Here is a 21,180-nt window from a genome sequence, read left to right as displayed (position 1 = left end):
AAAAGACCGGCAACAAAAAAGACTGCACATGGCAGTCTTTGCAAATACTATCTTTTTCATAATATTTTTTCCTGACCCAACACAGTCCATAGCATATCAAAACTGTTGTTTTCAACCAGGATATATATCCCCAATCCTAAATAAACAACGGCAACAAACCATCTGCTATATTTTTCCAAAGTTTCTCCAACAGAAGGGACTTGTGCTAATTTTTGGGCAGAAAAAACCAAGAGATAAATCATGACTAGAAAGGTAAGTAAAGCCACTATCAAATTCGCTAAATTTAAGGTAGTAAAATATGGGACAAAGACACCAATATTGTCAACACCACAACTTGCAAAAGTAATCATAGCGACTAGAAAAATCAGGTTTTTATTATCTTTGCGCAAACCCTCTTTGGCAATAGCCTCTCCATCAGAATCTCCTAAAAGCAAAACTTTGAGACCTAGGAAAATTGGAATCAAGCCGAGCAAACCTAAAATCTCTTTACTAGGAATATAATCTAAGACAAATGCAAAAAGCAAACTTAGCAATATCAGACTAACAGAGCCTAGAAATTGTCCTAAATAGATGTTAATGATGTCTTTTCTGCTTTTTCTTTTGGCAAAAAATAACATTAGGATAATAAGTAAGTCTACGGCTGTCCCAGAATACAGTATTATTGAAGTAACAACATTTTGAATCATAAAACATCTCATTCAAATATATTTTTTAATGTATTCAAACATTAAACTTTGTAGATGTCAACTTCAACGCCATCAAAATATAGATAAGAAGTCAGTGTGCCAAATATTAAAAAGCCCTGCCATCGAAATGATGGCAAGGCTTAATTCTTGCAAAGCGGCAATCAACGTTTGAACAGGTTGCCGAATTTGTTGTTAAATTTGTCCACGCGACCGGTGGTATCAACGATTTTTTGGGTGCCGGTATAGAACGGGTGGCACAGGGAGCAAACCTCGATGTTGAAGTTTTCTTTTTCCATTGCGGATTTGGTTACGAATTTGTTGCCGCAAGAGCAGGTAACGTTAACTTCGTGATAATTCGGGTGAGTGCCTTGTTTCATTTGATTTCCTTTCAAAAAAGCGGGCATAGGGGATGTACCTATGCTACAGACAAGTCCGACATTCTCTCTATTTTCTGTTGTTACGTCAAGAGTATATTCGATAAAATGCAAAAAGGTTACTCTGAAGGAGGTTTTATGAGGGTGAAGTTTTTTTCCCTGCTGCTGCGCTTCGCCGGTTCCCTATTGCCGCCGTCTCATATGCGCGGTATCGGCATCATCGGCAAAAGCGTACGCGTATTTCTGGCACGGCGGGTTTCTCCGCATATCGGACGCGGGGTCAATATCGAACGCGGTGCCTATGTGTTCCCGGATACGGTTTTGGGCGATGGTTCCGGTATCGGGGTAAACTGTGAAATCTGCCGTGGTTTGACAATCGGCAAGAATGTGATGATGGGGCCGGAATGTCTGTTTTATTCAAATAACCACAAGTTTGACCGTTCAAAAAAACGCTTTGAGGGCTATACGGAAATCCGTCCGATTTCGCTGGAAGACGATGTTTGGCTGGGCAGGAGGGTTATTGTGATGGCTGGCGTAACCATCGGGCGCGGTTCGGTTGTCGGTGCAGGTTCCGTAGTAACGAAAGACATTCCGCCCTACTCTTTGGCAGCGGGCAATCCCGCAGTGGTGAAAAAAAATCTGCTGGATGATTAAATGCCGTCTGAAAGCATAAGAGCGGGAATGCAGATATATTCCCGCTCTTATGCTTTCAGACGGCATGAACGCAAACGCGCTATTGTGCCAGTGCGGTATCGATTTCTTGATAGAGCTTACCGAAATCAGGTTCGCCGACATAGGTTTTGAGGATTTCGCCTTTTTTGCCGATGAGGACGGAAGTCGGATAAACCTGCGTGCCGAACGCCTGTCCGACAGCTTTATCCGCATCATACATGACGGTAAAGGGCAAACCGTAGTCTTTAATGTATTGGCGGACGCTTTCTATCGGATCGATAGGTTGTGCAACGGCGAGGACTTGGAAATCTTTATTTTTGTAGTCATGCGCCGTTTTAATCACTTTGGGCATTTCGCTCACGCAACCGGGACAGGAGGGAAACCAAAAATTAATCAGGGTTACCCTACCCTGAAGGTCGGCATGGGAAACGGTTTTGCCGTTCATGTCGGGCAGCGAAAATGCGGGAGCGGTTTTGCTGTCGGGAATCAGAACGGCGGCAATAAGGATGCCGACCAATACGACGGCGGCGGCAGTGAGTATTTTTTTCATTCGGACAAGTCTTCCAATGCGTGTGCGAGTGTAACGGGGAGGCTGACGGTACGCTGTGTTTTTGCGCTGACCGGCATCAGGGTGATATCGGCTTCGGCTGCAGTTTTTCCGTTCGGTAGCGTAATGGTTTGGGTCAATACGATACGGCGCATACCGGGCGTTTTCAGACGGCATGAAAACTGCAATACGTCTCCCTCTACGGCAGGACGGCTGTAACGGATATCGATGCGGGCGACAATGAGCATGAGGTCTGACAATTCATGCAGCAGTCCGCGCTCCTCAAAAAACGCCCAACGCGCTTCCTCGAGGAATTCGAGGTAGCGCGCATTGTTCACATGACCGTAACCGTCAAGGTGGTAATTGCGGACGGTCAGCTTCATCAGTTCAGGTTAATGGGTTGGAAAGCTTCGCGGGCAAGCGGTTCGTGCTCAAGGTCGGTAATCACGGTGGAAAGCTGAATATCGAACCATTCATTGAAAATATCGGCATCGAGTGTGGGCCACTCGCGCTCGTCTTCGCACCAATCGGCAAGTTCGGCGGCAAAAATATCTTCGAAACGCGCCTCGATTTCATCCCATACTTCGTCGGCAGTTTCACACGGGCGGACAAGGTAGGAATTGGCATCTGCCTGTATGTCTTCGAGGGTCAGCCCGTCCAGATGGTTGCCCGGCAAGCTTTGCAGCCAGTTCCAAAAAGGTTCTAGGGGAATGAGGACGAATACGCTGCGGTTGACTTCGTACATGGTTTTTCCTTTACTGTCGCACGTTCTGCACAAGGGGATATTATAGCCCAATCCGCTTCCTCGGGATGTCTGATTTGGCAGAATGGGGAATACCGCCCGAACAGGATGTTTCAGACGGCATGGTTTTAAGGTTGCGTTTCGATACCCTCCGGCTGTTCTGCCTGCATCTCGGGGGTAGAACCTTCTTGAACGGCAGTTTCCGCCGCACCGGTTTCGGAACTTTCTACCAATTCATCGATGTCGATGTTCTCTTCAGGATTTTCAACAGGTGCCGCACCGGTCTGCCGGGCACGTACCTTCATATAGAGGTCGCGTGTGTAGCTGTATTTGTCGATGGCAGCATCGTCCAGGCCGTCGGTCAGGTCAAGCAGGCCTTCACGGGTATTGACGGCGGATAAGGCCGTCGTTCCCCAACGTCCGGCGGGGGTATGGAAAACGATATTCTTGGGCGGATAAACAGTGGTAATACCCGTACCAAGCGCATCGCGGACTGTGGACGGGCCGAAAATGGGCATTACGAAATAATTGCTGTTTTTCCAGCCCCATGTGGCAAATGTATCGCCCAATGTATTTTTGTTATCGGGTATGCCGCCTGCACCGGCGATATCGATGAGCCCGCCCAAACCGAAAGTGGTATTAATGCCGACACGGACAAGGTCTTCGCTTGCGCGTTTGATGTCCAAGCGCAAGATATTGCTGCCGAAACTGACCACATCGCGCAGGTTATTGAAGAAATTGGAAATACCTGTACGGACGGGTTGCGGGGTAACTTTGCGGTAGCCGCGTGCGACAGGGGCGAAAATGTAGCGGTCGGCTTGATCGTTAAACCTGCTGACGGCGCGGTTATACCCTTCATAAGGATCGGCAGGACGGGTTTCTGCAAATGAAGGGGCCGAGGCGAATCCAATCAGCAGGAGGATGGCGTAGGCGGTTTTTTTCATGATTTCAGCCAGTCTTTGATTTCGTACAGTTCAGACAGTGCGCGCACGGATTCGGGAATGCCGGTCAGCCTGATACTGTCTTTGCGCCGGCGCAATATTTCGAGCAGTAACGACACGCATGCGGAATCGGCATGGTTGACGCCGCTGAAGTCGACGGCAACGATTCCTTTCAGACGGCATTGTTGTTGAAACCGCTCAAAAGTCTCCCCGGTCAGGGTTTTGACGGTAATGTCGCCGCTGACGCGCAATGTTTCGTTATTGAATTCTGTATGCATAGTGTTTGCTTGGAAAAACTCATGCCGCCCTCAGACGGACGGCATGGATTGTTGGTCATTTGCCGCTGTTTTTAGCCTTCAACTCGGCAATCAGCCCGTCCACGCCTTTCGCTTTGATAATTTCGCCGAATTGGTTGCGGTAAACGGTTACCAAGCTCGCTCCTTCGATGGCGACGTTGTAGGCACGGTATTTGTTGCCGCTTTGGTAGGTAGTGAAGTCCATGTTGACGGGTTTTTGCCCGGGTACGCCGACTTCGGCTCGGACGATGATTTCTTTGCCACCTTTATTGATAATAGGGTTGTCTTTAACGTTGACGTTGGCGTTTTTGAATTTCAACATGGTACCGGAGTAAGTGCGTATCAGCAGGGTTTGAAATTCTTTGGTCAACGCTTGTTTTTGCGCGTCAGACGCGGTACGCCAAGGGTTGCCGACCGCCAGTGCGGTCATACGTTGGAAATCGAAATAAGGTGTCGCGTAAGCTTCGGCTTTTTGGCGAGCAGTGCCGGCATCGCCGTTTTTTAAGATGCTCAATACTTGAGTGGCGTTCTGACGGATTTGGTTCACTGCGTCGGCAGGGGCGGCAACCGCCATGCTGATGCTCAAGATGCTGATGCTCAATGCGCTGATGAAAGAGGTTTTTTTCATGATTAAGTGTCCTAGTTTGAATATGATGGTGTACGTTTATTCGGTAGCTTTTGCTGCATTGTCGCCGCCCGCCGCGTTTTTCTCGGCGAAGCTGGTCATGAATTTACCGATTAGGTTTTCCAGAACCATGGCGGAGCTGGTAACGGAAATAGTATCGCCTGCGGCAAGATTCTCGGTGTCGCCGCCTTGTTGCAGGCCGATATATTGTTCGCCCAACAGGCCGGAGGTCAGGATTTGTGCGGAAACGTCGCTACTGAACTGATATTTGCTGTCCAAATCGAGACGGACTTTCGCCTGATAGGATTTCGGGTCAAGCTCGATGGAGCCGACACGTCCGACCAATACGCCTGCGGATTTGATCGGCGCATTGGCCTTTAAGCCGCCGATGTCGCTGAAATCGGCATATACGGTATAAGTCTTGCCGGAATTGCCGAACGCCGCGCCGCCCGCCACGCGGAAAGCGAGAAAGCCGACCGCTGCCACGCCGAGCAGGACAAACAGTCCGACCCAAAATTCCAATACATTCTTTTTCATTAAAGTTCCTTGAATATCCAAATGTTTTTTGTTTCGTTTTCAGACGGCCTGTCAATCTGTAAACATCCACGCGGTCAACACAAAGTCTATCGCCAAAATCGTCAGGGCGGACGAAACCACCGTACGCGTGCTGGCGCGCAAAATGCCTTCCGAAGTCGGCACGCAGTGGAAGCCCTGATGTACGGCAATCAGCGTTACCGCCACGCCGAACGCGGCAGATTTAATCAGACCGTTGATTACATCGTAATGGATCGTAATGTTGTTCTGCATTTGCGACCAGAAAATGCCGCTGTCCAAGCCCAGCCAGGTTACACCGACCAAATACGCGCCGAAAATACCCGCCACGTTGAAAATCGAAGCCAAAAGCGGCATGGAAAACACGCCCGCCCAAAAGCGCGGCGCAACCACGCGGGCGACAGGGTTGACCGCCATCACGTTCATCGCTTCGAGCTGTTCGGTCGTTTTCATCAAACCGATTTCGCTGGTCATCGCACCGCCCGCGCTGCTGGCAAACAGAATCGCCGCCAACACCGGACCCAGTTCGCGCAACAGTGACGCCGCGACCATATAGCCCAAAATATCGGCAGATTTGAATTTCGACAACTGCGTATAGCCCTGCAAACCCAAGACCATGCCGACAAACAGCCCTGAAACGGCAACAATCAACACCGACAGCACGCCGGCGAAATACACTTGGCGCACGCTCAGGCGCGGACGGACGAAAGCCGTACCGGACTTCGCCAGAATGTTCAGCAGAAACAGCGTAATACTGCCGAGGGATTGAATAAAGCCGAGGGTTTTCGCCCCGACGGAACGGATAAAATTCATAAATTTCTATATGTAAAGTTCAACGGTTTCAGACGGCATCAACTCATTTATCCCAACAGGTCCTGATGCAGCGACGTTTGCGCCGGATAACGGTATGCTACGGGGCCGTCTGCCAGCCCGCCGACAAACTGGCGCACCCAAGGCGAATCCAGTTCGCGCATTTCCTGCGGTGAGCCGGAGAACATAATTTCGCCGTGCGCCAAGAAAATCACCTGATCGACGATTTCCAAAGATTTTTCAATGTCGTGCGTTACCATAATGCTGGTCGAACGCAAAGCCTTGTTGACGCGGCTGATCAAGTGGGCAATCACGCCCAAGGAAATCGGATCGAGGCCGGTAAACGGCTCGTCGTACAACATGATTTCAGGGTCGAGCGCAATCGTGCGGGCAAGCGCGACGCGGCGCGACATCCCACCGGACAACTCGGACGGCATCAGGTTTTCCACGCCGCGCAGACCGACCGCGTTCAGTTTCAACAAAACCAAATCTCGAATCACCGCTTCCGGCAGCTGCGTCAGTTCGCGCATCGGGAAAGCAATATTGTCAAATACAGACAAATCGGTAAACAGTGCGCCGTGTTGGAACAACACACCCATACGGCGGCGGTGTTCATACAACTCGTCAGCCGAAAAGCCCGCCAAATCCCGTCCTTCAATCAGAACCTGCCCGGACTGCGGACGAATCTGTCCTGTAATCAGCCTCATCAGCGTGGTTTTGCCGCTGCCCGAACCGCCCATTACGGCAGCAAAATTGCCTTGCGGAATACTGAAATTGATGTTCTTCAGAATCGGGCGGTCGCCATACGCAAAGGCGACATCTTTCATTTCGATAAAAGGGAAGGGACTCATGTGCAGGCAAAACGATAGGTTTGACGGCGTGTATTTTAAGGCTTATCGGAAAGACGGGCAATTTTCAGACGGCATACGGACGGTAAGTGTTGTGAAAATGCCGTGACCCGGCAGCGGATTGTTTACCGAAGTGAAAAATGTTATCTTTCAAATGATAATTTTTCTCAAGAAATAACCATGGCAGAAGAATATTTGAACAGCAGCCAATTCGTCAACCTGGTTAACAGCGGGGGCGGAGATTATGTCGAAGGCAGCTACCGTTTCGATACTTTATCCAACGGCATTTCCATCCACGGCGGCACGGTAACGGCACGGTGTGATTTTTGCAGCAGCCGCCTCGCCGAACCTTATGTGTCGTTCGTACTTTTGCTAGAAGGCTCTTTGAACTTCGGCATCAACCGGAGCCGATTCCAAATCGATGCGGACGGCGGCAAGGTCATCCTGATTTCAGTCGGGGAAGAAGTCCTGTTCAGCCGCTATCTTTATCGAGGCGGCAAAACGGTCAAAATGACAATTAAAGGTATGGAGCAATGGCTGCTGCGTCCGGAGTATGCGGGTTTTACACCCATACTTTACCGCGAACCGGTCAGAATATGGGATTTGTCCCCAAATCTGCGCGGCTTGGCGGCATCTTGCCTGCAACCTGCCCCAAGGGGGCATTTGGGCGAAACATTGCGCCGCGAGGCAGACGTGTTGCGGCTGCTGTCGGATTTGTGGGACACGGTGTCGGACAGCATCGGACCGGCGGCAGGAGAAACGGCGGAAGCAAACACCATGCCGTCTGAAAACTTCAGCCGCATCCTGAACGAGGCATTTGCCAACGGCGCACACCATGTCAACCGGCTGACAGACGCGCTGAACATCAGCGAAAGGACGCTGCAACGCCGCATGCGCGACCATTTCGGCATTACCGCAAGCGAGTGGCTGCACCACAAACAAATGCAGCACGCGCTCTATCTGTTGCAAAACGGGGGTAAAAGCATAGGCGAAACCGCATATTTATGCGGCTACCGCCACGTTTCCAGCTTTACTCAGGCATTCAGGCAATATTTCGGCAGCACGCCTGCGGAAACCAAAAAAGAAAACCGGTAAGCCGCATTTAATTTAAAACCCGAAATCCGCATGTAAAGAAACTTGTACGGTAATTTATTTGGGAATAAACTAAAACTACATCTGACTACAAAACTGGAGAACCCGAAATGAAACAATTGGCCATGTACATCAACGGTCGCTTTGAAAACGACTTCAACGGCGAATGGCGCGACGTATTGAACCCGTCCACCGAAGAAACCATCGCCCGCGAACCCAAAGGCGGCAAAGCGGACGTTGACCGTGCCGTAGCGGCGGCGCGTGCGGCGCAACCGGCATGGGAGCAGCTGCCTGCGGTCGAACGCGGCGCGTATTTGCACAAAATCGCCCAAGGCATACGCGAACGCGCCGACGAACTGACCGACACCATCGTTGCCGAAGGCGGCAAAACCAAAGACTTGGCGCGCGTGGAAGTCATGTTCACCGCCGACTATCTCGATTACCAAGCCGAATGGGCGCGCCGTTATGAAGGCGAAATCATCCAAAGCGACCGCCCGCGTGAAAATATTTTATTGTTCAAACGTCCGCTGGGCGTAATCGCCGGCATTTTGCCGTGGAACTTCCCCTTCTTCCTGATTGCCCGCAAAATGGGTCCCGCTTTGGTAACGGGCAACACCATCGTCGTCAAACCCAGCAGCGTGACCCCGATCAACTGCCACATCTTCGCCGAAATCGTCGATGCGGTCGGACTGCCCGCAGGCGTGTTCAACGTGGTGAACGGCCCCGGCGCGGAAATCGGCAATGCCTTGTCCGCCCATCCGCAAGTCGATATGGTCAGCCTGACCGGCTCCGTCGAAGCGGGCCGCCAAGTGATGGAAGCCGCTTCTGCCAACATCACCAAAGTTTCACTGGAACTCGGCGGCAAAGCGCCTGCCATCGTTTTGAAAGATGCGGATTTGGACTTGGCGGTGAAATCCATCTTGGCTTCGCGCGTCGGCAACACCGGTCAAATCTGCAACTGCGCCGAGCGCGTCTATGTCCACAGCAGCCTGAAAGACGCGTTCATTGAAAAAATGACCGCCGCCATGAAAGGCGTGCGCTACGGCAACCCTGCTGAAGCCGAAGCAGGCGCGCTGGAAATGGGGCCGCTGATTGAAGAGCGTGCTGTCAAAGCCGTTGCCGAAAAAGTGGAACGCGCCGTCAAACAAGGTGCGAAATTGGTTTGCGGCGGCAAACGTGCCGAAGGACGCGGCTATTTCTTCGAGCCGACCCTGCTGACCGACACCGACAACAACATGGACATCATGAAGGAAGAAACCTTCGGCCCCGTCCTGCCTGTTTCCACTTTCGACACGCTCGACCAAGTCATCGCCTTGGCAAATGATTGCGAATTCGGTCTGACCAGTTCTGTTTATACGACTAATTTAAACGAAGCCTTCTACGTTACCCGCCGTCTGCAATTCGGCGAAACCTACATCAACCGCGAAAACTTCGAAGCCATGCAGGGCTTCCATGCCGGTTGGAAAAAATCCGGTATCGGCGGCGCGGACGGCAAACACGGTTTGGAAGAATATCTGCAAACCCAAGTCGTTTATCTGGAAACCGACATTTAATAGCGCTTTGAAACCCCGATAGAAAATGCCGTCTGAACCCGATTTCAGGTTCAGACGGCATTTTTACGGTTTCACCGGTAATCAGTCATGACCGATATCGATGGTTTTCTCTTTGTAACGCGTATCGGGAACAAGAACGATTTTATCGTCCACTTTGCCGATGGCTTTCACGTCTTTGCCCGGATAGTCCAGCTGATGCAGGAAGTAGCGGATACAGTTCAAACGGGCGCGTTTTTTGTCGTCGGAACGTATAATGACCCAAGGCGCGTCGCCGGTGTGGGTATGGAAGAACATGGCGTTTTTAGCTTCGGTATAGTCGTCCCAACGGTCGAGCGACTGGATGTCCACGGGGGAGAGTTTCCAGTGTTTCAGGGGGTCGTCGCGGCGGGAAATGAAGCGGCGCAGTTGTTCTTCACGGGATACGGAGAACCAGAATTTAAACAGATGGATGCCGCTGGCAACGAGCATACGCTCCAATTCGGGGGTTTGGCGCATAAAGAGCATATATTCGTTAGGTTCGCAGAAGCCCATCACGCGTTCTACGCCGGCGCGGTTGTACCATGAGCGGTCGAAGAACACCATTTCACCTGCAGTCGGCAGATTTTGAACATAGCGTTGGAAATACCATTGTCCGCGTTCGGTAGTGGTTGGTTTCTCCAAAGCAACCACGCGCGCGCCACGCGGATTTAAATGTTCCATAAAGCGTTTGATGGTACCGCCCTTACCTGCCGCATCCCGACCTTCAAACAGGCTGACGATGCGTTGACCGGAGTCTTTAACCCAGCTTTGCACTTTCAGCAGCTCGATTTGCAGTTTGGCTTTTTCGGCTTCGTATACGGCACGGCGCATACGTTTGCGGTAGGGGTAGTTTTCGGGCAGCGGGGCTGTACCGGAATCTTCGGCAGAACCTTTGCCTTCATGTTCCAAAACAGCTTTTTCAAATACTTGGAGCTGATCTTGCTTTTCGCCCAATTCCACACTTTCAAACGGTTGCAGCTGGTGGTCTGTCATAAAGGTCTCCTTATTGTATTTCAGGTTGAAAATCGAAATTCGTTTTCATAATTTTACACCTTGTTGCACGCATCCTCTACATAAAATTACATTTTGCCGATATTTGCCGAATCATCTGAAAATATGTGTAAAAAGGGCGTATAATCAAACCATTTGACTGAACCACCATGCCCTATTTCGCCCTGTTTGACGATGCCGTGAGCGGCCGCGCAAAACTCTATCAAAATCATGTGGAAAGCCGCCTTTTCCATCATAACGAACTGGATTCGCTAAACGATACGCTGCACAAGGGCTGGCAAAAAGGGCTGCATGCTGTGTTGTTTGCAGACTACGAATTCGGTTTGCCGCTGATGGGGATAGCGTCCGAACGCGGCGGCAATCTTGCCCTGCACTGGTTTGCCGACTGCGCCGACATCGATGCCGAAAGCTGGCTTGCCCAACATTCAGACGACCTCCCCGCGGGTATTTCCACGCCGCAATCCTCCGTATCCGAAGCCGATTACCTCGACCACATCCGCCAAATCCACGAAGCCATCCGGCGCGGCGACACCTATCAAATCAACTACACCACCCGCCTGCACCTGCAAGCCTACGGCAATCCCGTCAGCCTCTACCGCCGCCTGCGCCAACCCGTCCCCTATGCCGTCTTGTCCCACCTGCCCGATGCGGCAGGGAAATCCGCGTGGACGCTGTGTTTCTCGCCCGAACTCTTCCTCAAAATCGGTTCGGACGGCACCATCAGCACCGAACCGATGAAAGGCACCGCGCCGATTTTGGGCGACGGGCAAGACGAACGCCGCGCCGCCGAGTTGCAATCCGACCCGAAAAACCGCGCCGAAAACGTGATGATTGTCGATTTGCTGCGCAACGACCTCGGCAAAATCGCCCAAACCGGCAAAGTGAGCGTGCCCGAACCGTTTAAAGTATCCCGTTTCGGCAGCGTCTGGCAGATGACCAGCACCATCCAAGCCCAAGCCCTGCCGCACATTACCGCCGCCGACATCCTCCGCGCAGCCTTCCCCTGCGGCAGCATCACCGGCGCGCCCAAACGCATGAGTATGCAGATTATCGAATCACTCGAAGCCGAACCGCGCGGCCTGTACACCGGCAGCATCGGCTACCTGAAACCCTGCGCGGGCGGGCTGGGGTTTGAAGGCATATTCAACGTCGTCATCCGCACCCTGTCGCTCAAACCCGTTTCTAACTCAGTTTCAGACGACCTAGATAGTGGATTAACAAATCAGGACAAGGCGACGAAGCCGCAGACAGTACAGATAGTACGGCAAGGCGAGGCAACGCCGTACCGGTTTAAAGTTAATCCACTCTATCAAGGGGTGTACGGTGTCGGTTCCGGCATCGTCATCGACAGCGACCCCGCCGCCGAATATCGGGAATGCGGCTGGAAAGCCCGTTTCCTCAACGAATTGCGCCCCGCCTTCGGCATCTTCGAAACCATGCGCGTGGAAAACAGGCAATGCCGCCTGCTCGACCTGCATTTAGGCCGTCTGAAAACCTCCGCCCAAGCCCTCAACCTGCCCCTGCCCGACGATGGCGAAACCCGAATCCGGCAATACATCGCCAAACTGCCCGACGGCCTCTTCCGCCTGAAAGCCGAACTCGTTTCAGACGACCTCATCCTCAGCCATGCCGCCACCGCCGAGCTGCCCGCCCCGCAGCGCGTCATCCCCGCCCCGCAATCCCTCCCGTGCCGCAACTACCTGCGCCGCTTCAAAACCACCCGCCGCGCCCTCTTCGACCAAGCATGGCAAACCGCCGAAACACAAGGCGCGTTCGACAGCCTGTTTTTCAATTCAGACGGCCTCCTGCTCGAAGGCGGCAGAAGCAACGTGTTCGTCAAATACCAAGGACAATGGCTCACCCCGTCTCTGGATTTGGACATCCTCAACGGCGTCATGCGCCAAGCCGTGTTGCAGCAGCCGCAAGCCTACTTGGGTGCGGACGCAGTCATCGAAACATACATCACCCGCGACATACTGGAACACGCCGAAGAAATCCGCCTCTCCAACGCCTTGCGCGGCGTATTTGCCGCCGCCCTTGCCTGAATATGCAAAAATGCCGTCCGAACCTGTTTCCACAAGGTTCAGACGGCATTATCAACCGGCGTTTCTACCCTATTTGCCGATACAGAATCTCGAAAAAATCACGCCGAGCAAATCATCTGCGGTAAATTCCCCCGTAATTTCGCCGCAAGCAACCTGAGCCAAGCGCAAATGTTCCGCAAGCAGCTCGATTTGACCGTTGCCGCACAAAGCCGCCAGTTCCAATTCCCCTTGCGCAGCCTTAAGCGCGTTCAAATGCCGCGCACGCGCCAAAAATAGCCCCTCGCCCTCGCCCTGCCAGCCAACCTCGCGCAACAGCGTCTGCCTCAACACATCCAAACCCGCACCCGTTTTCGCCGACAACGGAATCACTGTATCCGCACCCGTTTCAAAAGCAACCGCCGCACCCGTGTGCAAATCCGACTTGCTGTGAATTTCAATGCGTTTCAAATCCGACGGCAACGTATCCAAAATCATCCGCGTCTTTTCATTCAAACCCTCGCGCGGATCGACCAACACCAGCGCGACATCCGCCTCCGATACCGCCTTGCGGCTGCGTTCGATGCCGATACGCTCGACCACGTCATCCGTCTCGCGCAAACCTGCCGTATCCACAATATGCACCGGCACACCGTCAATCAGGATACGTTCCCTGACCGCATCACGGGTCGTACCCGCAATATCGGTAACAATCGCCACTTCGTCACCCGCCAGAGCATTCAGCAGGCTCGACTTACCCACATTCGGCGCACCGACCAGCACCACATTCATGCCCTCGCGCAAAATCGCACCCTGCCGGGCATTTGCCAGCACCTCATCGACCGAACGGCGCAAACCTTCCAATTTGCCGCGCGCATCCGCCGCTTCGAGAAAATCAATGTCTTCCTCGGGAAAATCCAACGTCGCCTCAACCAGCATGCGCAACGTAACCAAATCATCGACCAAACCGTGAATCCGCCGCGAAAAATCACCCTTGAGCGAACGCAATGCCAAACGTGCCGCCGTCCGGCTCGACGCATCGATCAAATCCGCCACGCCCTCCGCCTGCGCCAAATCCAATTTATCGTTTAAAAACGCACGCTTCGTAAACTCCCCCGGTTCGGCAAGGCGCGCGCCCAATTCCAAACAGCGGTTCAGCAGCATCTCCATCACTACCGGCCCGCCGTGTCCCTGAAGTTCGATGACATCTTCACCCGTAAAACTTGCCGGTGCAGCAAAAAACAGCAAAAGGCCGTTGTCGATTGCTTCGCCGTTCACATCTTTAAAATCTGCATATGTCGCCACGCGCGGAAGAGGCGTTTTCCCGCACAAAGCCTGCGCCATCGGCAACAGGTTTTTCCCCGACACACGAACCACGCCCACGCCGCCGCGCCCGGGCGCAGTCGCCACCGCCGCAATGGTCGAATCATTGTCCGACATAAGACCCCCTGAAAATCAAAACAGCGGCAATTATAACAAAATGCCGTCTGAAACCCGATGATTTAGGTTTCAGACGGCATTTTTTACCGATTAACGTTTAACCGTTAAAACCGCCAATCCGCCCCGAACAATATCTGGCTATTCCGGCGTTCCGCATACCGCATATTGCTGCTCGTTTTACCGAAACTGTACGTTAGCGTCGGTACAATACCCTTGTAGGACAAACGGTCGTGACTCAATCCAAACGATACGTTCCATTCACGGTTACGCTGCGCCTCAGTAGCGAATGCGGCCATACCCTTATAATTGCGGCGGGCATAAGACACGGCAATCCGACTGTTCAAACCACCCAATTCCTGCCATTGCCGTACCCAGCCCACATTGACACTGTTACGGTTGTACGCCGCATTGTTAACCGCGCCACGCACTATTCCGCGTTCCGGAACAAACCGTGCAAACTGCCAGCCGCCAAACACAGTTGCCGAATTTCCGAAACGCCGCGCCAACGACACATACAGACTGTCCTGCCAACCATCATTACGTTCCGCACGGGCATTCTCCCTATGGTACCGCCGATATCGTTCCAACGAACTGTAAAACTGCATATCCCGTCCGAACCTGACCGTATATGAAGCCTGAATGCCGACCCCGTGTGCCAGCATATAAGGCACGGCGCGGCGGTTGTTTTCTTTTTTGCCGTCAAATTCGCTGCTGCCCGCCAACTGTGCCTGATAAAACGGTAAAACGCTGACGGTTTGTTTGCCATCCTTGCGCTGCCAGCCCAAATAAGCCCTGCCGAACGCATCGTCATAAGCCGATTTCCGGTCGAAAAAATAGCTTGTGCCGTTGAGGTTGGCGCGGAATTTGACGGCGTGATGCCCATACAATGGGGTGAGTTTTTCGGTGTTCAATTCGTAATTCAAGCCGTTGGCACTGACAGGTAAGGTAACACTGCATGCGGTTTGCCCCCTTGTTTCGATGCAGTAACGCGGAGCAGCGTTGTTGGCATTGTTGTTATGTACGGGGCTGATTCCGCCGGACCATTTCCATTCTGTCTGCTGCTTGACGGCTTCTTGAAAACGTTTGACGTTTTCCAAAACGGGGGCGGGTATATCGCGTTGTGCGACATGATGGAAATGCGCCGCCGCCTCGCTCAAACGATAATCCTGAAACTCTGCCGCCGCCAAATCCAACAATATGCGGTCGTCTGAAACGTCGGATTCATAAAGGGTACGATAACGCTCGACCGCTTCGGAAGTCCGTCCTTTCAACTTTGCCAGCAAAGCATCAGCACGTGCAATCAGCTTTGGATTATGGTTGGGCTGTTTGCGGTAAAGGGCGGCAAGCGAAAAAACCAAATCCGCGCTATTGCCGTTAAGCGCTTGAATTAGCGCGCTCTCAAGAATACGCGGGTTTGCCGCTAAAAACTCATCTCCGATTACATTCGGTTTAGCAACATTTTCATCCTTTTCAGACGACCTTTCTTCTCCAGACAAAATATCCAGCCATTGTTTTTGCTGCACCTGTACGGCAGCATCCTGAGAAGGCGCATCCCGCCGGATACCGCCTTTGGGCAATTCAGCCAAAACTACGGAATGCAACAGGCAACATAAAGATGCCAAAAACATTTTTTGTTTTATTCTTAACATTCAAAATCATCCGAAATATATGTGTGTACATCGCATCAATACACCAAATACCCCTAAAATATATCTTGCAAATCCAAAGCAATAGTTTAATCCACACTATCACCCAATATTCGCCATCCACCATGGAATAGCAACATCAAATCAAACAACTGAAGTAAAGTTCCAACACCAAATCATCAAGTAACCTACTTCCTAATATTCCCTTTCAAAACCCGTAAAGATATTGCCAAAACTGCATAATTATTACACAATATCTCAATAATATTAGTAATACTTATCATTATTTCATAAAACATTAATACTAAATAAGTGAGATTTGTTATGAAAATCAACATATCCGCAATTTCTGCGGCCACCTCTCTGATTCTGACTGCCTGTGCAGGAGGAGGTGCATCCGAGCCGAAAGTTCCTGTTTCCATACCAACGGCGCAGCCCATCGCTAATATCAAGTTGAGCGATGAAAGCAGTGCAATAAAAACCATCAACACCCTTTCCGGAAAAGGCGGCAGCTTGCATGAAGCAGAACTCGAAGTGAAAACATCATGGGGCAGCTATACCGATAAACAATATGTCTACCAAACCCCTTCCGGCAACTATTACAACATCAGCTCATATTCCGACCCGATTATCCCTTCCTACTCAAGCCCATCCTATGTAGTCCGTACCCGCCACGAAGGTCAGCCTTTATCCGAAGGCGGCAAGCTGTTTGTCTGCTGCAGCAGTTCCGGACAATTTACTGATGCCCCAGCAACCAAACAGGACCACCTCAAATTCGGCGCATGGATAAATGCAGACGGCACGGCAGACCTGTTTGTCGGCGGCAAACCCGTCGGAACGGCGAAACCGTCTTATTACACTCCGTCTGACAGTACTGTGGCAAAAGGCAAGACTACATACGAAGTTTGGGCAGTACGCGTACGCAACGGCAATTTCGTTACCTCTACCTACGAGCCCAAAAACCCCTATAAGTCGTCTGAAAAGACCGCTCCCAAGCTTTCACTGCTGACAGCCAATTTCAACACCAACAAACTTGGCGGCACGATTTTGGGTAATGCGGATTACGGTCCGGACGTCGTAATGAAAGATGTAGGCATCAACGGCGTTGATTTCTCAGGCACTGCCGAATCAGACGGTAAAAACGGAAAAGTCGAAGGAAAATTCTTCGGTCAATTTGACGGCGATAAAACAGAAGTCAACATAGGCGGCAAAGTAACCTTCGATGCCGATAAATCGTTGGATACCGTATTCGGCGGCGTGAAGAATGATGACGACCGCAATACGACGGATACAAGTTTGACACCTGTCAGCAAGTAACCGCACGTCAATCATCCCGATAAACCGATAATCAGTACATCTTAAGAGGCAAAAAATGTCCTTCCCCTTCAAACCCGTACTGCTGGCAGCCATTATCAGCCAAACTTTCCCTGCCTTCGCTGCCGACCCCGCACCACAAGCACATCAAAGCTTGAATGAAATCAAAGTCATCGGCGGCCGCAAAGTCCAGAAACTCGGCGAAGAGAAAATCCACCGTCAGGCATTGGACAAACAGATGGTATCCGACGAAAGCGACTTGGTGCGCTACGATCCGGGCATCAGCGTCGTCGAAGGCGGGCGCTCCGGTTCCAACGGTTTTACCATACGCGGTGTCGACAAAGACCGCGTCGCCATCAATGTGGACGGACTGGCACAAGCAGAAAGCAGGTCGTCTGAAGCATTCCAAGAGTTGTTCGGTGCATACGGCAACTTCAATGCAAACCGCAACACTTCCGAACCTGAAAATTTCTCGGAAGTAACCCTCACCAAAGGTGCGGACTCGCTCAAATCCGGCAGCGGTGCATTGGGCGGTGCCGTCAACTATAAAACCAAATCTGCAAGCGACTATGTTTCCGAAGAAAAGCCCTACCATTTGGGCATTAAAGGCGGCTATATCGGACGCAACAGCCAGAAATTCAGCAGCATAACCGCCGCAGGAACTTGGCTGGGTCTGGATGCATTGATGGTTTATACCCGCCGTTTCGGTAAAGAAACCAAAAACAACAGCGACGCTGCCGATACCATCATCACCGACAACAAACAAAGCTGGAGTCCGAATGCCGGCAGTACCAACTACGGCAGCCGCGGCATAGCGCGCAGCAAACCTGACCCTCAAAATTGGGAAAACATAAGCACCCTGTTCAAGCTGGGTTACAACTTCAACGATCAAAACCGTATCGGCTGGATTTACGAAGATTCACGCACCGACCGCACGACGACCGAATTATCTAATATGTGGGCGGCAAACTGGAAAGGCGAGGCATTGGGCGATACCCGTTCCCGTCAAGATATTTCCTACCGCAAACGCATCGGTTTTGAATATAAAAACCAACTTGAAAAAGGACCATGGGACAGCCTCAACCTGCGTTACGACCGTCAAACCATCGACATGAGCACTTGGACCTGGGATTTGCCGACGGATTATAATCGCAGCGGTGTGAACAGCGACGTGTACCATATGTTCCGCAACATCCGTCAAAAAAATACCCAATTCGGTGCCGATGCCGAAAAACAAATCGACTTTTCCAAATTAGTATGGGCAATGCAATACGGATTGGGTGGTTCCCAAAACGACAACGGCAATAGAGATCATAGCTATTGGGTACGCCTATACGACCCGAAATATCAAACGTCCAACAACCAAGAATTGACTATGCTGGTCGAAAGCTCGTCTAAAAACCGTTTTGCCTACTGGAACAACACCTTCCAATTCGGCGACAGCAGCCAATACCGCCTCAATGCCGGGGTTCGTTACGATAGGAGTAGCAGCAAAGCCAAGGACAACCCTAACTACTCCACCGCTATTCGCAGCCAACTTCCCCATCTTGGCAGCTCCCGTACACACAGCGGTTTCAGCTACGGCTTAGGACTAGACTGGAAATTCACGCCGCGTCTGAATCTTCTGGCGAAATACAGTACAGGCTTCCGCGCGCCGACTTCGGATGAAACCTGGCTCTTGTTCCCGCATCCTGACTTCTACCTTAAAGCCAACCCCAACCTGAAGGCAGAAACCGCCAAAAACTTTGAGCTGGGACTTGCCGGCAGCGGCAAAGCAGGAAACTTTAAATTCTCCGGTTTCCAAACCCGCTACCGTAATTTTATCGAACTGACCTACATGGGCGTATCTTCCGATAATCCCAACAGCCCCAACTACGCTCCAATTTCCGACGGTACTGCATTGGTCAGCTCGCCCGTCTGGCAAAACCAAAACCGCTCCTCGGCATGGGTGAAAGGTTTGGAATTTAACGGCACATGGAATCTCGACAGCATCGGTTTGCCGCAAGGCACGCACGCTGGTGTCAACGTCAGCTACATCAAAGGCAAGGCCAAGCAGAACAACGGACAAGAAACCCCTATTAATGCCCTTTCTCCGTGGTCTGCCGTTTACAATCTGGGCTACGACGCTCCTTCCAAACGCTGGGGCCTCAATGCGTACCTGACACACACCGCAGCTAAAAAACCGTCTGACACCGTCCACAGCAGCGATGATTTGAACAACCCGTGGCCGTTTGCCAAGCACAGCAAAGCCTATACACTTTTCGACCTTGCCGCCTACCTCAACATCGGCAAACAGGTTACGCTCCGCGCTGCCGCGTACAACATTACCAACAAGCAGTACTACACTTGGGAATCGCTGCGCAGCATCCGAGAATTCGGTACAGTTAACCGCGTCGACAACAAAACCCATGCCGGTATACAACGTTTTACTTCTCCAGGCAGAAGTTACAATCTGACTTTAGAAGCAAAATTCTAATATGATGCCAAAGGTTACCTCCCCTTGCAGGCAACGTCCGGCAAATGAGAGCCTATGGGAAACTTGATAAATCAGATTTGGTTGGCGAATGCTCCCTTCCTTCCAATTTAAACGGCATTTCATACAATCCGTTGAAATTTGCGGGAGTCGGGTAATATTTTGCTGAAATCAGTCCGGCATTTCCCAATCAGATAGGATTTTAAAAACAAAATGCCGTCTGAAACCCGATAATTTAGGTTTCAGACGGCATTTTTTACCGATTAACGGGCATACCGGATACGTAATAAGGTTTTAATTCAGCTTACCCGTATTAAACTCAGTCTTTCGGCGTAATAATGCGTACATCGCGCTGTGGGAAGGGGATATTGATTTGTGCTGCACGCAGGTTTTCAACCACTTGTTCGTTCAAACCGAAGCGGAACGCGCCCAAATCGGCTTCGTTCGTCCACGCCCAAAGTGTGATTTCGATGGCGCTGTCGGCCAAATTAGTAATGTGTACTGCCGCTTCCCTGCCTGGTGTCTGCACATATAAAGGATGCTCGGTGGCGGCCCTCAAAACAGCTGCCTTAGCCTCCTTCAAATCACAAGCATAATCTACACCCACTACCACGTGTACGCGGCACAGCGGATTAGAGGAACGGTTGATGATGCTGTTGCTCATGACAATACTGTTGGGCAGGATGACCTCTTCATTGTCCGGCGTACTCAGAGCGGTCTGCACCATTTTGATTTCGCTCACGGTACCTTCGAAACCGTTGACTTTGATGAAATCACCAACCTTAAACGGACGGAACAGGATAATCAGCGCACCGGCGGCAAAGTTCGACAGTTGGTCTTTCAGCGACAAAGCTACCGCCAAGCCCGCGCCGCCGATTAATGCGGTAACCGACGTGGTCGGAATGCCCAACTTGCCCAACGCGGCAATAATAATCAGGATTAATAGGCCGATATTGGCTACGTTGCCCAGAAAGCTGACGAGCGTCCTATCTACTTTGGCGCGGGTCAGCGCGGCTTTCATCAAAATAACGAGGCGGGAGGCTATCCATCTGCCGACAAAGAAAATCACCAGCGCGGCAACGAGGTTGGTACCGAATGCCATGCCGGTTTCAATAAGGCTTTCCCAGCCTGAGAATGAAGAGAGGTTTTCAAGATTGAAATTCATGATTTTTATTTCTGGTTAAAGGATGATTGGAAATTCGGATATTATTCGGTTTGCGGCAAGCCTGTCTATATTTCAGACGACCTTAAAACCGCATACCTAGGTCGTACTGAACCCATGAAGGAAACTGCGCCCGTGATTGTAGCCTGTCGGCAGGAAGAATAAAGGTCGTCTGAAAAACTCTGTAACAGGTTTTTCAGACGACCTTGGATGGGTTTTTGGGTTTCAAACACCGCATGCGTGCGTGCCGCACACACCCTACACCCGATACCCAGTTTCAGTAGGTCGGATTATCGAATCCGACGGCTTTTGAGATGGCAGGCTTTTGTCGGATACAAGTATCCGACCTACTGCTGG

The 21,180-nt window shown here is 51.4% G+C and carries 21 protein-coding genes; 6 read left to right on the top strand and 15 right to left on the bottom strand.

Annotated features, from left to right (window positions below):
- Positions 1-56: 56 nt before the first annotated feature.
- Together DQM57_RS09255 and rpmE are read right to left on the bottom strand one after the other, a co-directional pair.
- Positions 57-686, bottom strand: coding sequence for a CadD family cadmium resistance transporter (locus tag DQM57_RS09255; RefSeq protein WP_167395572.1), 630 nt, complete (start codon positions 684-686; stop codon positions 57-59).
- 161 nt (positions 687-847) lie between these two features.
- Entirely contained in the window at positions 848-1,063 is a 216-nt protein-coding gene (rpmE, locus tag DQM57_RS09245) for a 50S ribosomal protein L31 (RefSeq protein ID WP_039854117.1), read from the bottom strand.
- Positions 1,064-1,198: 135 nt separating this feature from the next.
- Here rpmE and DQM57_RS09240 point away from each other — a divergent pair, with 135 nt between their 5' ends.
- Positions 1,199-1,714: an acyltransferase gene (locus DQM57_RS09240; protein ID WP_111727570.1), complete on the top strand. Its 516-nt coding sequence runs from the start codon at positions 1,199-1,201 to the stop codon at positions 1,712-1,714.
- A 79-nt stretch (positions 1,715-1,793) separates the two neighbouring features.
- Here the strand turns inward: DQM57_RS09240 and DQM57_RS09235 are convergent, their stop codons facing one another.
- The 9 genes from DQM57_RS09235 to DQM57_RS09195 all read right to left on the bottom strand — a co-directional run bounded on the left by DQM57_RS09235 (position 1,794) and on the right by DQM57_RS09195 (position 7,096).
- Positions 1,794-2,282 (bottom strand): peroxiredoxin family protein, encoded by a 489-nt coding sequence (locus DQM57_RS09235; RefSeq protein WP_111727569.1) that lies wholly within the window; start codon positions 2,280-2,282, stop codon positions 1,794-1,796.
- Entirely contained in the window at positions 2,279-2,662 is a 384-nt protein-coding gene (locus tag DQM57_RS09230; protein WP_111727568.1) for an acyl-CoA thioesterase, read from the bottom strand. Before DQM57_RS09230 ends, DQM57_RS09235 begins: the two co-directional genes overlap by 4 nt.
- A complete protein-coding gene (locus DQM57_RS09225) occupies positions 2,662-3,024 on the bottom strand; it encodes a hypothetical protein (RefSeq protein WP_003676057.1) in 363 nt (120 codons plus the stop codon). The genes DQM57_RS09230 and DQM57_RS09225 overlap by 1 nt, the downstream gene beginning before the upstream one ends.
- Before the next feature lie 125 nt (positions 3,025-3,149).
- Positions 3,150-3,965, bottom strand: coding sequence for an MlaA family lipoprotein (locus DQM57_RS09220; protein ID WP_111727567.1), 816 nt, complete (start codon positions 3,963-3,965; stop codon positions 3,150-3,152).
- A complete protein-coding gene (locus tag DQM57_RS09215) occupies positions 3,962-4,240 on the bottom strand; it encodes an STAS domain-containing protein (RefSeq protein ID WP_111727566.1) in 279 nt (92 codons plus the stop codon). Before DQM57_RS09215 ends, DQM57_RS09220 begins: the two co-directional genes overlap by 4 nt.
- Positions 4,241-4,295: 55 nt before the next feature.
- Complete coding sequence (locus DQM57_RS09210) at positions 4,296-4,886, bottom strand: MlaC/ttg2D family ABC transporter substrate-binding protein (RefSeq protein WP_107960925.1); 591 nt, start codon at positions 4,884-4,886, stop codon at positions 4,296-4,298.
- Positions 4,887-4,922: 36 nt separating this feature from the next.
- Positions 4,923-5,420, bottom strand: coding sequence for an outer membrane lipid asymmetry maintenance protein MlaD (gene mlaD, locus DQM57_RS09205; RefSeq protein ID WP_003676049.1), 498 nt, complete (start codon positions 5,418-5,420; stop codon positions 4,923-4,925).
- A gap of 51 nt (positions 5,421-5,471) precedes the next feature.
- Complete coding sequence (gene mlaE, locus DQM57_RS09200) at positions 5,472-6,248, bottom strand: lipid asymmetry maintenance ABC transporter permease subunit MlaE (protein ID WP_107859554.1); 777 nt, start codon at positions 6,246-6,248, stop codon at positions 5,472-5,474.
- A 47-nt stretch (positions 6,249-6,295) separates the two neighbouring features.
- Entirely contained in the window at positions 6,296-7,096 is an 801-nt protein-coding gene (locus DQM57_RS09195) for an ABC transporter ATP-binding protein (RefSeq protein WP_003676043.1), read from the bottom strand.
- A 177-nt stretch (positions 7,097-7,273) separates the two neighbouring features.
- Between DQM57_RS09195 and DQM57_RS09190 the strand changes: the two genes are divergently transcribed.
- Positions 7,274-8,188 carry a helix-turn-helix transcriptional regulator gene (locus tag DQM57_RS09190; RefSeq protein WP_111727565.1) on the top strand — a complete coding sequence of 305 codons (915 nt, stop codon included), beginning with the start codon at positions 7,274-7,276 and terminating at the stop codon, positions 8,186-8,188.
- Between the two features lie 107 nt (positions 8,189-8,295).
- Positions 8,296-9,738: an aldehyde dehydrogenase gene (gene aldA, locus DQM57_RS09180; protein ID WP_111727564.1), complete on the top strand. Its 1,443-nt coding sequence runs from the start codon at positions 8,296-8,298 to the stop codon at positions 9,736-9,738.
- A gap of 81 nt (positions 9,739-9,819) precedes the next feature.
- Here aldA and ppk2 read toward each other — a convergent pair whose 3' ends face one another.
- Positions 9,820-10,749 carry a polyphosphate kinase 2 gene (ppk2, locus tag DQM57_RS09175; RefSeq protein WP_003676037.1) on the bottom strand — a complete coding sequence of 310 codons (930 nt, stop codon included), beginning with the start codon at positions 10,747-10,749 and terminating at the stop codon, positions 9,820-9,822.
- A 167-nt stretch (positions 10,750-10,916) separates the two neighbouring features.
- Here ppk2 and DQM57_RS09170 point away from each other — a divergent pair, with 167 nt between their 5' ends.
- A complete protein-coding gene (locus tag DQM57_RS09170) occupies positions 10,917-12,812 on the top strand; it encodes a bifunctional chorismate-binding protein/class IV aminotransferase (protein WP_111727563.1) in 1,896 nt (631 codons plus the stop codon).
- Between the two features lie 69 nt (positions 12,813-12,881).
- On the opposite strand, the gene mnmE is transcribed toward DQM57_RS09170, so the two are convergent.
- A complete protein-coding gene (gene mnmE, locus DQM57_RS09165) occupies positions 12,882-14,228 on the bottom strand; it encodes a tRNA uridine-5-carboxymethylaminomethyl(34) synthesis GTPase MnmE (RefSeq protein WP_111727562.1) in 1,347 nt (448 codons plus the stop codon).
- A 104-nt stretch (positions 14,229-14,332) separates the two neighbouring features.
- Positions 14,333-15,877 carry a surface lipoprotein assembly modifier gene (locus DQM57_RS09160; protein ID WP_111727561.1) on the bottom strand — a complete coding sequence of 515 codons (1,545 nt, stop codon included), beginning with the start codon at positions 15,875-15,877 and terminating at the stop codon, positions 14,333-14,335.
- Positions 15,878-16,198: 321 nt separating this feature from the next.
- Between DQM57_RS09160 and DQM57_RS09155 the strand changes: the two genes are divergently transcribed.
- Positions 16,199-17,191 (top strand): Slam-dependent surface lipoprotein, encoded by a 993-nt coding sequence (locus tag DQM57_RS09155; RefSeq protein ID WP_111727560.1) that lies wholly within the window; start codon positions 16,199-16,201, stop codon positions 17,189-17,191.
- Positions 17,192-17,246: 55 nt separating this feature from the next.
- Entirely contained in the window at positions 17,247-19,664 is a 2,418-nt protein-coding gene (locus DQM57_RS09150) for a TonB-dependent hemoglobin/transferrin/lactoferrin family receptor (protein WP_111727559.1), read from the top strand.
- A gap of 316 nt (positions 19,665-19,980) precedes the next feature.
- Here the strand turns inward: DQM57_RS09150 and DQM57_RS09145 are convergent, their stop codons facing one another.
- On the bottom strand, positions 19,981-20,826 hold the full coding sequence (locus DQM57_RS09145) for a mechanosensitive ion channel family protein (protein WP_111727558.1): 846 nt from the start codon (positions 20,824-20,826) through the stop codon (positions 19,981-19,983).
- Positions 20,827-21,180 lie beyond the last annotated feature (354 nt).

The organism is Neisseria cinerea, from assembly GCF_900475315.1.
GTDB lineage: Bacteria > Pseudomonadota > Gammaproteobacteria > Burkholderiales > Neisseriaceae > Neisseria > Neisseria cinerea.
This window is presented reverse-complemented; position numbering and strand designations above follow the sequence as displayed.

Bases quoted from the DNA above. Each gene is read 5' to 3' on its own strand.
- DQM57_RS09255 (WP_167395572.1), bottom strand. From the start codon at position 686: ATGATTCAAAATGTTGTTACTTCAATAATACTGTATTCTGGGACAGCC.
- rpmE (WP_039854117.1), bottom strand. From the start codon at position 1,063: ATGAAACAAGGCACTCACCCGAATTATCACGAAGTTAACGTTACCTGC.
- DQM57_RS09240 (WP_111727570.1), top strand. From the start codon at position 1,199: ATGAGGGTGAAGTTTTTTTCCCTGCTGCTGCGCTTCGCCGGTTCCCTA.
- DQM57_RS09235 (WP_111727569.1), bottom strand. From the start codon at position 2,282: ATGAAAAAAATACTCACTGCCGCCGCCGTCGTATTGGTCGGCATCCTT.
- DQM57_RS09230 (WP_111727568.1), bottom strand. From the start codon at position 2,662: ATGAAGCTGACCGTCCGCAATTACCACCTTGACGGTTACGGTCATGTG.
- DQM57_RS09225 (WP_003676057.1), bottom strand. From the start codon at position 3,024: ATGTACGAAGTCAACCGCAGCGTATTCGTCCTCATTCCCCTAGAACCT.
- DQM57_RS09220 (WP_111727567.1), bottom strand. From the start codon at position 3,965: ATGAAAAAAACCGCCTACGCCATCCTCCTGCTGATTGGATTCGCCTCG.
- DQM57_RS09215 (WP_111727566.1), bottom strand. From the start codon at position 4,240: ATGCATACAGAATTCAATAACGAAACATTGCGCGTCAGCGGCGACATT.
- DQM57_RS09210 (WP_107960925.1), bottom strand. From the start codon at position 4,886: ATGAAAAAAACCTCTTTCATCAGCGCATTGAGCATCAGCATCTTGAGC.
- mlaD (WP_003676049.1), bottom strand. From the start codon at position 5,420: ATGAAAAAGAATGTATTGGAATTTTGGGTCGGACTGTTTGTCCTGCTC.
- mlaE (WP_107859554.1), bottom strand. From the start codon at position 6,248: ATGAATTTTATCCGTTCCGTCGGGGCGAAAACCCTCGGCTTTATTCAA.
- DQM57_RS09195 (WP_003676043.1), bottom strand. From the start codon at position 7,096: ATGAGTCCCTTCCCTTTTATCGAAATGAAAGATGTCGCCTTTGCGTAT.
- DQM57_RS09190 (WP_111727565.1), top strand. From the start codon at position 7,274: ATGGCAGAAGAATATTTGAACAGCAGCCAATTCGTCAACCTGGTTAAC.
- aldA (WP_111727564.1), top strand. From the start codon at position 8,296: ATGAAACAATTGGCCATGTACATCAACGGTCGCTTTGAAAACGACTTC.
- ppk2 (WP_003676037.1), bottom strand. From the start codon at position 10,749: ATGACAGACCACCAGCTGCAACCGTTTGAAAGTGTGGAATTGGGCGAA.
- DQM57_RS09170 (WP_111727563.1), top strand. From the start codon at position 10,917: ATGCCCTATTTCGCCCTGTTTGACGATGCCGTGAGCGGCCGCGCAAAA.
- mnmE (WP_111727562.1), bottom strand. From the start codon at position 14,228: ATGTCGGACAATGATTCGACCATTGCGGCGGTGGCGACTGCGCCCGGG.
- DQM57_RS09160 (WP_111727561.1), bottom strand. From the start codon at position 15,877: ATGTTAAGAATAAAACAAAAAATGTTTTTGGCATCTTTATGTTGCCTG.
- DQM57_RS09155 (WP_111727560.1), top strand. From the start codon at position 16,199: ATGAAAATCAACATATCCGCAATTTCTGCGGCCACCTCTCTGATTCTG.
- DQM57_RS09150 (WP_111727559.1), top strand. From the start codon at position 17,247: ATGTCCTTCCCCTTCAAACCCGTACTGCTGGCAGCCATTATCAGCCAA.
- DQM57_RS09145 (WP_111727558.1), bottom strand. From the start codon at position 20,826: ATGAATTTCAATCTTGAAAACCTCTCTTCATTCTCAGGCTGGGAAAGC.